This is a genomic window from Nocardia sp. N2S4-5 (assembly GCF_044628355.1).
Taxonomy (GTDB): Bacteria; Actinomycetota; Actinomycetes; order Mycobacteriales; family Mycobacteriaceae; genus Nocardia; species Nocardia wallacei_B.
In genome coordinates, this window is the sequence record NZ_JBIUPM010000001.1 from 1,436,834 (window position 1) to 1,450,393 (window position 13,560).

General features: G+C 69.6%; 15 protein-coding genes. 11 read left to right on the plus strand and 4 right to left on the minus strand.

What is annotated here, in order from left to right; genetic code table 11:
• Positions 1-68: 68 nt before the first annotated feature.
• From ACFMRZ_RS06405 to ACFMRZ_RS06420, 4 genes are read left to right on the plus strand one after another with little or no spacing between them, the layout of a single operon-like run.
• Positions 69-1,505 carry an amino acid permease gene (locus ACFMRZ_RS06405; RefSeq protein ID WP_400178298.1) on the plus strand — a complete coding sequence of 479 codons (1,437 nt, stop codon included), beginning with the start codon at positions 69-71 and terminating at the stop codon, positions 1,503-1,505.
• A complete protein-coding gene (locus ACFMRZ_RS06410) occupies positions 1,502-2,599 on the plus strand; it encodes an alpha-hydroxy acid oxidase (RefSeq protein ID WP_400178299.1) in 1,098 nt (365 codons plus the stop codon). The genes ACFMRZ_RS06405 and ACFMRZ_RS06410 overlap by 4 nt, the downstream gene beginning before the upstream one ends.
• Entirely contained in the window at positions 2,596-2,985 is a 390-nt protein-coding gene (locus tag ACFMRZ_RS06415; protein ID WP_400178300.1) for a RidA family protein, read from the plus strand. Before ACFMRZ_RS06410 ends, ACFMRZ_RS06415 begins: the two co-directional genes overlap by 4 nt.
• Positions 2,982-3,986, plus strand: coding sequence for a hypothetical protein (locus ACFMRZ_RS06420; protein ID WP_400178301.1), 1,005 nt, complete (start codon positions 2,982-2,984; stop codon positions 3,984-3,986). The genes ACFMRZ_RS06415 and ACFMRZ_RS06420 overlap by 4 nt, the downstream gene beginning before the upstream one ends.
• A 13-nt stretch (positions 3,987-3,999) precedes the next feature.
• Here the strand turns inward: ACFMRZ_RS06420 and ACFMRZ_RS06425 are convergent, their stop codons facing one another.
• The 3 genes from ACFMRZ_RS06425 to ACFMRZ_RS06435 form a co-directional block, all read right to left on the minus strand.
• Entirely contained in the window at positions 4,000-4,965 is a 966-nt protein-coding gene (locus ACFMRZ_RS06425; protein WP_400178302.1) for a helix-turn-helix transcriptional regulator, read from the minus strand.
• Positions 4,966-5,100: 135 nt separating this feature from the next.
• On the minus strand, positions 5,101-5,358 hold the full coding sequence (locus tag ACFMRZ_RS06430; RefSeq protein WP_400178303.1) for a hypothetical protein: 258 nt from the start codon (positions 5,356-5,358) through the stop codon (positions 5,101-5,103).
• A 196-nt stretch (positions 5,359-5,554) separates the two neighbouring features.
• Positions 5,555-6,037, minus strand: a complete 483-nt coding sequence (locus ACFMRZ_RS06435) for a M15 family metallopeptidase (protein WP_400178304.1) — start codon at positions 6,035-6,037, stop codon at positions 5,555-5,557.
• Positions 6,038-6,214: 177 nt separating this feature from the next.
• Between ACFMRZ_RS06435 and ACFMRZ_RS06440 the strand changes: the two genes are divergently transcribed.
• Positions 6,215-6,367, plus strand: a complete 153-nt coding sequence (locus ACFMRZ_RS06440) for a hypothetical protein (RefSeq protein ID WP_400178305.1) — start codon at positions 6,215-6,217, stop codon at positions 6,365-6,367.
• A 7-nt stretch (positions 6,368-6,374) separates the two neighbouring features.
• On the opposite strand, the gene ACFMRZ_RS06445 is transcribed toward ACFMRZ_RS06440, so the two are convergent.
• A complete protein-coding gene (locus ACFMRZ_RS06445) occupies positions 6,375-8,051 on the minus strand; it encodes a fumarate hydratase (protein ID WP_280370384.1) in 1,677 nt (558 codons plus the stop codon).
• A 234-nt stretch (positions 8,052-8,285) separates the two neighbouring features.
• On the opposite strand from ACFMRZ_RS06445, the gene ACFMRZ_RS06450 reads away from it, so the two are divergent.
• From ACFMRZ_RS06450 to ACFMRZ_RS06475, 6 genes are all read left to right on the plus strand, one after another.
• Positions 8,286-8,786, plus strand: a complete 501-nt coding sequence (locus ACFMRZ_RS06450; RefSeq protein ID WP_400178306.1) for a MarR family winged helix-turn-helix transcriptional regulator — start codon at positions 8,286-8,288, stop codon at positions 8,784-8,786.
• Between the two features lie 140 nt (positions 8,787-8,926).
• Positions 8,927-9,820 carry an STAS domain-containing protein gene (locus ACFMRZ_RS06455; protein WP_280273487.1) on the plus strand — a complete coding sequence of 298 codons (894 nt, stop codon included), beginning with the start codon at positions 8,927-8,929 and terminating at the stop codon, positions 9,818-9,820.
• A gap of 14 nt (positions 9,821-9,834) precedes the next feature.
• Positions 9,835-10,209, plus strand: a complete 375-nt coding sequence (locus tag ACFMRZ_RS06460) for an STAS domain-containing protein (RefSeq protein WP_187688501.1) — start codon at positions 9,835-9,837, stop codon at positions 10,207-10,209.
• A gap of 35 nt (positions 10,210-10,244) precedes the next feature.
• Positions 10,245-10,625: an ATP-binding protein gene (locus tag ACFMRZ_RS06465; RefSeq protein WP_280273491.1), complete on the plus strand. Its 381-nt coding sequence runs from the start codon at positions 10,245-10,247 to the stop codon at positions 10,623-10,625.
• On the plus strand, positions 10,618-11,250 hold the full coding sequence (locus tag ACFMRZ_RS06470; RefSeq protein WP_400178307.1) for a SpoIIE family protein phosphatase: 633 nt from the start codon (positions 10,618-10,620) through the stop codon (positions 11,248-11,250). Before ACFMRZ_RS06465 ends, ACFMRZ_RS06470 begins: the two co-directional genes overlap by 8 nt.
• On the plus strand, positions 11,247-13,547 hold the full coding sequence (locus ACFMRZ_RS06475) for a SpoIIE family protein phosphatase (protein WP_400178308.1): 2,301 nt from the start codon (positions 11,247-11,249) through the stop codon (positions 13,545-13,547). The genes ACFMRZ_RS06470 and ACFMRZ_RS06475 overlap by 4 nt, the downstream gene beginning before the upstream one ends.
• Positions 13,548-13,560 lie beyond the last annotated feature (13 nt).

Genomic DNA, 13,560 nt, shown 5'->3' on the forward strand with positions numbered 1-13,560 from the left:
CACAAAATCCGGTTGCTTCACTTGATGTGCACGACTCGAAATACATTCCCAGCGAATGGATTCCCATCATGGCAGCACCACCTCACGCCGTTTCCGCGCTGCGCCGGACCGCCGTATTCCGCCTGCGCAGTGCCGATACTCCGGCGGCCGCAGACGGCACTCTGGTCCGCAGTCTCGGGCGCGTCGATCTGATCGCGATGGGCGTGGGCGCCATCGTCGGCGCCGGTATCTTCGTCACCACCGGCGTCGCGGCCGCGACCAAGGCCGGTCCCGCGATCATGCTGTCGTTCGTGCTGGCAGGAGCGATCTGCGTGCTGGTGGCGCTGTGCTACAGCGAATTGGCCGCCATGACACCGGCTTCCGGCAGCGCCTATACCTACACCTACGCCACCATGGGTGAGGTGCCCGCATTCCTCGTGGGCTGGAATCTACTCCTGGAATACGCCGTCGCCGCCGCGGCCGTGGCAATCGGCTGGTCCGGATTATTCACCGCGACAATGGATTCGCTGTTCGGCGTGACGCTGCCGGACGCGATCACGGCCGGACCGGGTAGCGGCGGAATCATCGATCTGCCCGCCGTACTCGTCGTCGCGGCACTGGTCGCGGTGCTGGTATTCGAGGTAAAGGTAGCCGCCGCAGTCGTCAAAACTCTCGTGGTGGTCACGATCGGCGTGCTGATCCTCGTCGTCGCGGTGGGCGCACCCCATCTCGACGCCGGGAATTGGACGCCATTCACACCGTTCGGCGTCCATGGCGTCGCCGCCGGTGCGGCGCTGGCATTCTTCGCCTATCTCGGTTTCGATATCGTCGCGACGTCCGCGGAGGAAACTCGCGATCCGCGCCGTGATCTGCCGTGGGGAATCATCGGGTCGGTCGTGGTGGCGACGGTGCTCTACGTGGCGGTCAGTGCCGTATTGACCGGCGTCGCACCGTATTCCACGCTGAACAACGCCGCGCCGGTGGCGACTGCGCTGGCCGCGATCGGCGCGGGCTGGATCGGCAAGGTCATTCTCGTGGCCTCGGTGGTCGCGCTCACCAAGGGCCTGCTCATGCTGTTCTACGGCCAGACCCGGCTGGTGTTCGCGATGAGCCGGGACGGCCTGATGCCGAAGGCGCTGTGCCACACCGGTATCCGGCACGTGCCCGTGCGGCTGAGCCTGGCGCTCGGAGCGGTGGTCGCGGTGGTGGCGGGCCTGTTGCCGATCGACACCGTGGCCGAGCTGGTGAACATCGGCGCGCTGTTCGCGTTCGTCATCGTGGCGCTCGGGGTCATGCTGCTGCGCCGCACCGACCCGGGCCGCCCGCGGCCGTTCCGAGTGCCGCTCATGCCGCTGGTCCCGATCGCCGCCATCGCGGGCTGTGTCTGGCTCGCGACCACCTTCCAGGCGCTGACCTGGCTGCGCTTCCTGATCTGGTCCGCGGCCGGCGCCACGCTCTACCTCACCTACGGTCGCCGCCATTCGGTCGCCGGCCGCGACATCGCCGTCACCGGAGGCACCGCATGACCACTCGACTGGACAGCTTCTACCCCACCCGGGTCGATTTCGGCACCCACGAGGAGATCCACCGCGCCGCCGGGGCGGCCCTGCCCGCCGACGTGTGGGACTTCGTGGAGGGCGGCGCGGGCCGGGAGATCACGCTGCGCGCCAATCGAGAGGCGTTCGACCGCTGGCGGATTCTGCCGCGGCCGATGAGCGGCGTCGGCGCTCCTTCGACGCGCACCGACCTGCTCGGCCTGCCGCTGGCGACGCCCATCCTCACCGCGCCGTTCGGCGGCGACGCCCTGTTTCACCCCGACGGACATCTGGCGGTCGCCCGGGCCGCCCAACAGCACGGAGCGCTGTCGATCGTGCCGGAGGCCGGCAGTTTCTCCTACGAGCAGGTGCGCGATGCGGGCCCCACCGCGGCCCGCATCGCGCAACTGCACCCCTTCGCGCATGCCGAGGCGGTGGCCGAGCGGGTGCGGCGCGCCGGGTTCGAGGCGCTGTGCGTCACCGTCGACTGTCCGGTCGGCGGCTTCCGGACTCGCAACATGGGCAACCGTTTCGACCCCGAACTGCGGTATTTCGCGGGCAATCTCACCGGCGAGAACGGCGCACCGGGCGTCGCCGAGGTGTTCGGGCAGCTGCTCCGGCACGGCGGCACCGTGTGGAACTGGGATCAGCTCGCCGACGCGGCGGCCGGTTTCGGGCTGCCGTGGATCGCGAAGGGCGTGCTGACCCCCGACGCCGCCGAACGCGCCGCCGCGCTCGGAGCCGCGGCCGTCGTGGTATCCAATCACGGTGGGCGCCAGGTCGATCCGGCCCCCGCGAGCCTCACCATGCTGCCGGGCGTGCGCGCGGCGGTCGGCCCGGCGCTGCCCATCCTCTTCGACAGCGGAGTCCGTACCGGGAGCGATATCTTCCTCGCCCTGGCGCTGGGCGCCGACGCGGTCGTGATCGGCCGCTCGGCGATCTACGGGCTGGCCGCGGCCGGTGCGCCCGGCGTGGGCCGGGTGCTGGAGCTGCTCACCGAGGAGCTGCGCACGCTGATGATCCTGGCGGGCGCCCGGACCCTCGCCGACATCGACCGGCACCGGATCGTGCGGGCCGAGCTGTGAGCACGGCACCGGGCGCACGGCCGGGGACCGCCCCGTTTCCCTTGGTGCGCAACGGTTCCGGGCTGATGTTCAGCTCCGGCCTGGCGGCCGTCGATCCCGCCACCATGACCGTCTCGGCGACCTCGTTCGACGACCAGGCCGCCGAGGTGTTCCGGCAGCTCGACACCGCACTGGCAGCCGCGGGCAGCACCCGCGAGCAGGTGCTGCGGATCGACTGCTACCTGTCCGATCGGCGGTGGTTCCCGGCGTGGAACACCGCCTTCTCCGAGTATTTCGCCACGGCCGCACCGGCGCGGACCACCCTCGTCACCACCCTGCCCATCGACGGGCTGCTCATCGAAATCCAGGCGATCGCCGTCGCCACGCACCAGGAAGATCGATCATGACCGCAGTGACACCGCTCGTAGCCCCGCACTCCGCCGTCGGTGACTTCACCATCCGCGATGTCATCGAGGGCCAGACCGCCGGACAGCTCATCGTCGCCGCCGACGACTGGGGCTGGTGGACAACACTTCTCGCCGGCGAGACCATCGTGCCCGCCACCGGAATCCAGCAGACCGTCGCCGACGGGCTGATCCGCGCCGGCTTCCTGCACCGGCGCGGGCGCCGCTACCAGCTCACCCACACCGGCCACGACGTCGGCAAGAACCGCGGCTTCGTCCGGGTCGCCGTGCGGGGCTGGGAGCCCACCTTCCGGCAGCTGTCGGGCAGCCCGCACCGCGGCCACATTCCCGCGGCCACCGCCCCCGGTGAGGTGGCTCGCGGCTGTTCCGACATCGGCCGCCGGCGGCCGGAGATCTTCGAAACCATCGGCCGATCCCTCGACGCCGACCGACCGGGCTGCACCGTCGACCTCGGGTGCGCCGACGCGGGCCGGGTCAAGGCGCTCGCGGGCCTGGCGCCGCGGGAACGGTTCCTCGGCGTCGACATCGAGGCCGGTGTGATCGCCTCGGCGCGTGCGGAACTCACCGAACTGGGGATCGCCGACCGGGTCACGCTGCTGGCCGGTTCGGTGCAGCCCGGATCGCGGCCGCCCGCCTGGCTCGACGCCGTCGACCGGAAGTCGGTCACCACCGCCATGTCGTTCTTCCTGCTGCATCAGCTCGCCAGCGACGGCGCCGGGATCGCCGCGGTGCTGCGCGGCTGGATGGACTGGTTCCCCAATGTGCGCCGACTGGTGATCGGCGACGGATACCTGCTGGAGGCGCCGCACTGGACGCAACAGCCCTGGTTCTCCCCGACCTACGAGATCTACCACGCGATTACGGGCGTGCGGCTGTGGACGCGACAGGAGTACGAGGACGCCTTCGCCGCGCTGGGGTGGTCGGTGACCCGGCGCATGGAAGACCACACGATGCTGGTGACCACGATCCTGGAGCGCGGGTGACGACGTTCCACGGTCAGGCCGGGCGGAGGGCGCGGCCGATGAGGGTTCGCAGGGCGCGCAGTTCCCGTTCCAGTTCGGGGGATTCGCGGATGTCGAAATCGGTTCCCAGGGTGAGTAATCGGGTGGCGAGCCACCGGGGGTCGTCGTCGCGGTCGGTACGCAGGCGGCAGGTGTGCTCCCCGGTCGGTTCGAGGGTGTCTGTCGTCTCGCCGAGGCGGCCCGTGATCTGGTGTGCCGGAGCGTGAATCGTGATGTCCACGTGGTAACGCGGTGTGCCCCAGTCGGTTCGGTCACCTGCCACGTAGGCCGCGGCGTCGGCGGCGGGCAGGGTTCGGGAGGTGCGGCGGGCGCCGGTCGGCTGCACGTGTTCGACGCGGTCCACGCGGAAGCTGCGCCAGTCGTCGCGGTCGAGGTCGTAGATCACCGCGTACCAGCGCCTGCCCCGCACCGCCAGGCCCGCGGGCTCGCCGTGGCGGCGACTCTCGGTCCCGGCGCCGTCGCGGTAGGTGAAACGGACCCGTTCCTTGTTCGTCACGGCGGCGGCGAGCGCGCTGAGCACCTCGGGATCGGCGTTCGGACCGTCGCCGGCGGCGGCCGCGGTCGCGGTGCTCACCACGCGGACCCGGCGGCGCAGGCGCGCGGGTAGCACCTGCTCCAGCTTCGCCAGCGCCCGCACCGACGCCTCCTCGATACCGGCCACCGCCTGACCCGCCGCCGCGCGCAGCCCGACCGCGACCGCCACGGCCTCCTCGTCGTCGAGCAGCAGCGGCGGCATCGCCGCACCCGCCACCAACCGGTAGCCCCCCGCCGCGCCCAGCGTCGCCTCGATCGGATACCCCAGCTCCCGCAACCGCTCGATATCGCGGCGCACCGTGCGGTCGGTCACCCGAAGCCGCTCGGCCAGTTCACTACCGGGCCAGTCGCGCGGGGTCTGCAACAGCGACAGCAGCCGGAGCAAACGCGCGGGAGTATCGGTCATACGGTGCATCCTGCCGCACAACCAGGACGAGAGCTGTCCTAGATGTGGCAGTACCCAGACGAACGGGCCGTGCGTCGGCGCGGGAGGCAACAGCCTTGGGCCGCAGCAGCGTTCGGCCGTCGAGATTCCGTGCGGTCAGGGGGTGGGCGGGCGAGTCGACTCGGCGGGGATCACCATGGTCGGGGTCGGTCCGTCCGCCTCGGCGGGGCCCGCCTGGGCGTAGCCGAGCCAGCCGGTGCCGACGAAGACGGCGACCAGCAGCGCGGTGGGGAGGTCCAGTAACAGCCAGCCGGGAGTGTAGGCGGGGGCCGTGTGCCGGGGGCGCTCGGCGAGATCCTCGCGCCGCTGGATCGGTACCGACCAATAGTCCGCGCCGTGCACCCGACCTGTCACCGAACCTCCATCGTTTCGATCGTCCGGGTCCTCCGGCCGTTTGCCGGAAACCCGCCAGCACACCAGGATTGCCGATCCTGGCGTTCGCCACACCGGTAATGCACAGGACAATCGGCGTGTCTTTCGAGAACTCTCGTTCAACTGGACAGTTGCCACACTGGGCGCGACTCGCGCCGGGAACCGCCGAACCGGCGAGTCAGCGCTCGCTGGCGTCGGGAATGGCGGGCGGGCACACACCGCCCGGCACGGTCGCCAACTCGAAGTGCCAATACTCGTTGGCATAGGTGCGGCAGAGTCCCCAGCGGTTACCGTTGGCCTCGAGCCAGCGGGCGCCTTCTTCGGGTCCGACATCGACGGCCCGGCCCTGGACGTGGGTGGATTCCTCGGGCGGCAGCACCCAGCGCCGCGCCGCGTCCGGGCTCCCATAGGTCGCCAGGCCGTCCTGCCACAACTCCTGCTGCTGCTCTGGCGTGCGATAGCCGGAGGTGATCGACAGCGGCACCCCTTCGGCGTGCGCCTGCTGCTCGGCGAGGGTGTACGCGGCGGCCAGGGCCGGATCGAGACCCGCTGTGCCCTCGGCGGATTCGACGGACACGGGCGCGGCCTGCCCGGCGGGCGCTACCCAGCCAACAATCCCGACCCCGATCACCAACACCGACCCCACAACTCCGCGCAGCATGCGAAAGATCCTATCCAGGCGAAATCGCTACCCATCAGCAAACCAGACGATTCGGCCATTTCATGCCCATCACCTGGGTATCGATACGAATCTGCGTGTCCGCAGCCGGAATCGCGACCGACCGGCTACCTTTACAGGCGGTCGGTGGTCTGTCGGCCCCACGGTGAGGAGGGTGTCATGGCACTTCCGATGACGGCGCACGTGCTGGTGTCGCTGGCGGCCGGGCTCGGCGCGACCGCGCTCGTGGCGCTCACGACCCGCGCACCGACGAGAACCGATTCCGGCGCCCGCGACAACTACGCGACGGCGGTGCGCACTCGCACGACGTGAGCGGCGCTCAGACCCGTTCCTTGGACCGGGTGCGCACCCGCAGCGCGATCGGTTTCTGCGTCTCGGCGAAGAAGTCGTTGCCCTTGTCGTCGACCACGATGAACGCCGGGAAATCCTCGACCTCGATCTTCCACACGGCTTCCATGCCGAGTTCGGGATATTCGAGGACCTCGACATTCTTGATGCAGTCCAGCGCCAGCCGGGCCGCCGGGCCGCCGATCGAGCCGAGGTAGAACCCGCCGTGCTCCTTGCACGCCCTGGTCACCTGGGCCGAGCGATTGCCCTTGGCCAGCATGACGAACGAGCCGCCCGCCGCCTGGAACTGGTCGACATAGGAATCCATCCGCCCGGCCGTCGTCGGCCCGAACGAACCGGACGCGTAACCGTCGGGCGTCTTGGCCGGACCGGCGTAATAGACGGCCATCTCGCGCAGGTACTCCGGCATCGGCTCGCCCGCGTCCAGGCGCTCCTTGATCTTGGCGTGCGCGATGTCGCGGGCCACCACCAGCGGCCCGGTCAGCGACAGCCGGGTCTTCACCGGGTACTTCGACAGCTCGGCGCGGATCTCCGACATCGGGCGGTTCAGGTCGACCTGCACCACGTCGCCGCCGAGGATGGCCTCGGTCTGCTCCGGAAGGTATTGCGCCGGTTCGCGTTCCAGCTGTTCGAGGAACACGCCCTCGGGGGTGATCTTGGCCAGCGCCTGCCGGTCGGCCGAGCAGGACACCGCGATCGCCACCGGACAGCTGGCGCCGTGCCGCGGCAATCGGATCACCCGCACGTCGTGGCAGAAGTACTTGCCGCCGAACTGCGCGCCGATACCGAAGGACTGGGTCAGCTTGAAGACCTCCTCCTCCAGCGCCAGATCCCGGAAGCCGTGCGCGGCCATCGATCCCTCGGTCGGCAGGTTGTCGAGGTAGTGCGCCGAGGCGTATTTCGCGGTCTTGAGCGCGAATTCCGCACTGGTGCCGCCGATCACGACCGCCAGGTGATAGGGCGGGCAGGCCGCGGTGCCGAGCGAGCGGATCTTCTCGTCCAGGAACTCCAGCATCCGCTCGGGGTTCAGGATGGCCTTGGTCTCCTGGTACAGGAACGACTTGTTCGCCGAGCCGCCGCCCTTGGCCATGAACAGGAACTTGTACGCCGGATGCGCGGGATCGCCCGCCGCCGAATACAATTCGACCTGCGCGGGCAGGTTCGAGCCGGTGTTCTTCTCGTCCCACATGGTCAGCGGCGCCAGCTGTGAGTACCGCAGATTCAGTTTCGTGTACGCGTCGTACACGCCGCGGCTGATCCACTCCGCGTCGTCGGCGCCGGTGAGCACGCCCTCGGACTTCTTGCCCATCACGATCGCCGTGCCGGTGTCCTGGCACATCGGCAGGATGCCGCCGGCGGAGATGTTGACGTTCTTCAGCAGGTCCAGCGCCACGAAGCGGTCGTTGCCGGAGGACTCCGGATCGTCGATGATCCGGCGCAGCTGTGCCAGGTGCGCCGGGCGCAGGTAATGGCTGATGTCGTGCATGGCCTCGGCGGTGAGCATGCGCAGCACGTCGGGATCGACCTGCAGGAAGGTCCGCCCGCCCGCCTCGAACGTGTGCACACCCTCCGTGGTCAGCAGCCGGTACGGCGTCTCGTCGGCACCGGTCGGCAGCAGATCCGAATACAGGAAGTCAGGCGCGGACACGTTTCGCACACTCCTCGACGAGGGGCTGCGGCGCAGGGCGCACGGGCAGCCGGGTGAATCCAAGCGCTTCGACTCTAGCCAGCACCCGATGACGGCCCGATCTCAGGCAACCCTAATCTTCATCAGCAGTCACAAAGGTTGCACCTTCAACAGTCGGGGTGTACCTGTCGTCAGGAGTGGTGGCCGAGGCAGCGGAGGCAATAGCATGACGTATCAGGGACCTGGAGAGGAATCGTGACCGAACCCCGTTGGCTCGACGATCTCGAGAAACGCGCGTGGCTCGGTTTCGTGTTCACGCGCGATCTCATCGCCGCGGCGGTCGGGCGCGATTCGCTGCGCGCCTCGAATCTCACCTACGTCGAGTACACGGTGCTGGCCCGGCTGGCCGACGCCCCCGACCACCGGCGCAGCTTCGCCGAACTGGCCGCCGTGCTGGAGTGGTCGCAGAGCCGGCTGTCGCATCAGATCACCCGGATGGAGAAGCGCGGCCTGGTGGCCCGCGAGTCCATCCCCGACGACGCCCGCCGCACCGCGGCCGTGCTGACCGGTAAGGGCGCCGAGGTGCTCGATACCGCCGCTCCCGCACATGTCGCCAGCGTGCGCAGGAACATGATCGACGTGCTCGACCGTGACCAGCTCACCGCCCTCGCGGACATCTACGACACCCTGCTGGCCCATCACCGAAGACCCGGTGAGGCCCCGCACGCCGCCGCCCCTGCCCCGCCGGAGGGCTGAAACGTCCCCTGACGGGGATGTTTGTTTTGTGTCCCAGCGGGTATCGGGTAAGACTAGGCTCGTAGTGGCATGCTGGATTGCAGCCGTGCGAGCCACCTGACGAGTAGCCACCTACCCTTCGAAAGGGGCAGGAGTTTCCAATGTCCGACGTGTCCATCGGTCTGTCGCCGGATACCCGGCCGACCGGCCAGGTCGACAACCTCCTCCCGGAGTTGGTCGAACACCTGCGTCAGAACCGCACAGAGCTCCGCGAGGAATGGGCGCGCCGCATTACGGATGCCCAGCTGCTGACCGCCATGACGCCGGAGGAGATCTTCTCCGAGGCGACCTCGGTCTACGACAACTACGTCGAGGTGTTGGAAACCGGTAGCGTCGAGGCGCTGCAGGCTTACGCCCGCGACCTGTCCGAGCGCATCATTCCCCGTGGCGTCGAGACCGACGAGGTCATCGGCATCGTGCTCCTGCTGCGAGATGTGCTGGCGCGCAGCCTGTTCGAGAAGTACCAATCCAATTTCGACCTGCTCAAACGCGTGCTCGACGCGTACGAGCCGGCCGCCAACCGCATCGCCAACACGGTGGCCGTGTCCTTCGTGCAGGAGCGCGAGCGCGTTATCCGGCAGCAGCAGGAGGCTATCCGCGAGCTATCCACGCCGGTCCTTCAGGTGCGCGAACAGCTGCTCATTCTGCCGATCATCGGCGTGCTGGACAGCCAGCGGGCGCGGCAGCTCACCGAGCAGCTGCTGCGGGCCATTCGCGCCAACCGCGCGAAGCTGGTCGTCATCGACATCACCGGTGTGCCCTCGATCGACTCCACGGTCGCCAATCACCTGGTGCAGACGGTCGACGCGTCGGGCCTGATGGGCGCCAGCGTGATCATCACCGGCCTGTCCTCGGAGATCGCCCTGGTCCTGGTGACCATAGGCCTCGACCTCTCGAAGATAAAGGCGGTCGGCGACCTGCAGGGCGGCATCGAGGAGGCGGAGCGGCTGCTCGGCTACGAAGTCTCCCGTGTGACCGATCGACACGGACGCTGACGCGGGGCGCCCCCATGCCGGTACCCATTCTGAAACAGGGCACCTACCTCATCGCGTCCGTGCAGTCGGCACTGACCGATGCCGATACCGAGCGGCTGCAGGACGACTTGATGAAGTACGTCAGCAAATACCGCGCGAAAGGCATCATCGTCGACGTCACCGCGATCGATGTGATGGACTCCTTCGCCGCCCGCTCGTTGCGCACCATCGTGCACATGACCAAACTGCGCGGCGCCCAGACGGTGATCGTCGGCCTGCAGCCGGAGGTCGCGTTCGCCATGGTGCAACTGGGCCTCACGTTCGAAGACATGCATACCGCGCTCGACCTCGAGGAAGGGCTGGCCTGGCTCAACAGAAAGTTCGCCACCTTCCAGCGAGATGGTTCGTGACCGTGACCGCTGACAACGTGGTGATCGCGGTCAAGATGTCCAACGACATCGTGACCGCACGTCAGGCCGGGCGTGAGCTGGCTGCCAAGCTGGGCTTCACACTGACCGACATCACCATGATCTCCACGGCCATCTCGGAGGTGGCCCGCAATATCACCAGCTATGCGGGCACCGGTGAGATCCGCGTGACCGTGGAAGAGCGGGAGGGCCGCCGCGCGCTCGTCGTGCAGGCCCAGGACCAGGGGCCCGGCATTCCCGATATCGCCCGCGCCCTGGAGGACGGCTATTCCACCGGGCGGGGTCTGGGTCTCGGCCTGCCGGGCGCCAAGCGGCTGATGGACCGGCTGCTGGTGGAGTCCGCGCCCGGGCAGGGGACGCTGGTGGAGATGTGGAAGTGGGTACCCACCGGTGTATGAGGACGGCTACATCGGCGCGGTCGAGTGGGCGGTCGCGGGTCGTGCCCTACCCGGGCAGAAGGTGTCGGGGGATCGATCGGTCGTGCTGGACGCCGGGGGCGGCGCGGTGCTGTTCGCGGTGCTCGACGGGCTGGGCCACGGCGCCGCGGCCGGCGAGGCCGCCGACCGGGCCGGGCAGGTGCTGTCGGAAAATCGTGCCGAACCGCTCGACGTGCTGATGGTGCTGTGCCATCGCGCCATGGCCGACACCCGCGGGGCCGCGGTGTCCCTGGCGCTGTTCAGTTCCGAGGACCGGCTGCACTGGCTCGGCGTCGGCAATGTGGAGTCGCGGGTGGTGACCGCCGGGCCCGGGAAACCAGCCCTGCGCGCGACCGCCCTGCTGACCGGCGGCATCGTCGGCTATCTACTGCCCCCCAACCTGCAGACCCAGACCGTCGCGGTGCGCCCCGGCGACCTGCTGCTGATGTCCACCGACGGCATCGTCGACGACTTCGTCGACGCCATCGATCTGGCCAAATCCACCGCCGACATCACCGCCGACATCCTCGGCCGCCACGCCAAGGACACCGACGACGCGCTGGTGCTGGCGGCCCGGCACCGCGGGCACACGGACCCGGCGCCGTGAGCGCCGTACTCGCGGCATTTCGGGACGCCTACGCGAATGCCCTTCGGCTGCACCTGGATTCGCCCACCCAGAACACCCTCGCCGAGGGGTACGAGCTGGGCCGCCGCGCCCTGGTCGAGGGCGTGAGCATCCTCGACCTCACCGAACATCACTTCCGGCTGCTCGACCGCGCCGGTCTGGTCGACACCGCCAAGGGCACCGAGACGGGCACTCGCGCCGAGGCCGCACTGGAATTCCTGCTGCAGACCCTCGCCGCGCTGGACGTGGCGACCCGCGGCTTCCTCGACATCAACCGCAGCTACGAATTGCAGCGCCTGCGCACCGAGGATCTGGAGGGACGCGACGCGTTCCGTACGGCGCTGGTCGAATCGCTGCAGGACGGCTTCTTCGTCGCCGATTCGCGCGGCACCCTGACCGAGGTCAATTCCGCCTTCGGCGCCATCACCGGCTACGGACCCGACGGCGCGCCCTATCCGCTGCCGCACCCGTGGGCGGCCGACGACGGCGGGAAGTATCCGGATCTGGGCACCGAGGCCGCCCGGTTCGTGATGCCGGTGTGCCACCGCGACGGCCGGCGGCTGTGGCTGGCGGTGAGCACCTCGTCGCTGGTGAAACCGGAGGACGACGAGCGCATCTTCGTCGGCACGGTCCGCGATGTCACCGCCGAACACGACGCGCAGGCCCGCGATCAAGCGGTGTCGCGACTGGCCACCGCCGTGGCGGGCGGCACCAGCGTCGTCGAGGTGCTGACCGTCGGGCTCGAGGAACTGCGGCGCGCGATCGGCGCCGAGACGGCGGTGGTCTCGGTGTGGCCGAACCGCCAGACCGGACCCGAACTGTATGTGTCCGGGCCGGTGGCGAGCACCGGCGATGCCGAGCCGGAAGGCAGCGAAAAATCCGCCGCCACAACGGAATCCGAGGCGGCGGTCTCCCGCCAGGTGCTCGACGCCCGGGCCAGGGCCCTGCTGGACCGCGCCCGGATGCGTCCGGGCCGGACGATGTTCGCGATCCCGGAGGGCGCCTCGACCTCGGAGGGCATCGTGGCCCCGCTGGGCGAGACCGGCGATGCCGCGCTGTGGTTGCGCTTCGCCGCGCCGCGGGCCATCAGCTCCGGTGACTGGGCCCTGTTCTCGCTGCTGGTCGGGCATCTGAGCCTGGCCGTGCAGCGCGCCCGGAACTTCGACCAGGCCCGCTCCACCTCGCTCACGCTGCAGCGCGCGATGCTCGGCCCGATCGAGCTGCCGCCGCGGTTCTCGGTGCACTACGAACCGGCGCTGCCGCCGTTGGAGATCGGCGGCGACTGGTACGACGTGGTGCCGCTGCGCAACGGCACCATCGGCCTCGTCGTCGGCGACTGCGTCGGGCGTGGGCTGTCGGCCGCGGTGGTGATGGGTCAATTGCGCACGGCCGCACGGGCTCTGCTGCTGCGCGGCGCGGGTCCGGCACAGCTGCTCGGCGAACTCGACACCGTCGCCGCCAGCATCCCCGGCGCGATGTGCACGACGGTGTGCGCGGCCATCCTCGATCCCGAGCGTGGCCTGATCCGCTATTCCAGCGCCGGGCACATGCCCCCGGTGCTGGCCGATCCGGGCGGCAAGGGCCGACTACTCGAGGGCGGGCGCGCGGTGCCGCTGGCCACGTTCGATCCGCCCCAGCGCCCGGAGGCCACCACGCCGCTCGCCCCCGGATCTACCCTCGTGCTGTTCACCGACGGGCTCGTCGAACAGCGCGGCGTCGACATCAATATGCGTTTCGACGAACTCGCCGACGAATTGTCCGGCGCCGCGGACGACCCGCCCCGCGAGGTCGCCGACGCGGTGCTGTCGCGGCTGCGCCCGGCCGGCGGTTACGACGACGACGTCGCCATGGTGGTCTACCGGCAGCCGCCGCGGCCGCTGCGGGTGGACGTGCCGGCCGAGGCGGGGCGGCTGGCCGCTGTGCGCCGCGAACTGGCGGCGTGGCTGAGCGCGGCCGCGGTCCCGCAGGAACTGGCCGCCGATCTCGTCGCCGCCGCCAACGAGGCGTGCAGCAACAGCATCGAGCATGCCTATCTGGGCGGTGCGCCGGGCCGCATGGTGCTCACCGCCGACTGCGCGATCAATCAGGTCACCATTGAGGTCACCGATACCGGCGTCTGGCGGCCGCTGCCGGAGGATCCGGGCCCGCGCGGGCGCGGCATCGCCATGATGCGCGCGCTGACCGACGAACTCGTCATCGACAACACCGGGGCGGGTACCTCGGTGCGGATGGTCGTGACGCTACCCGCGGTCACCTTCTCGGCCGCCAGCCGGATCTGATGCGCGAAGGTGA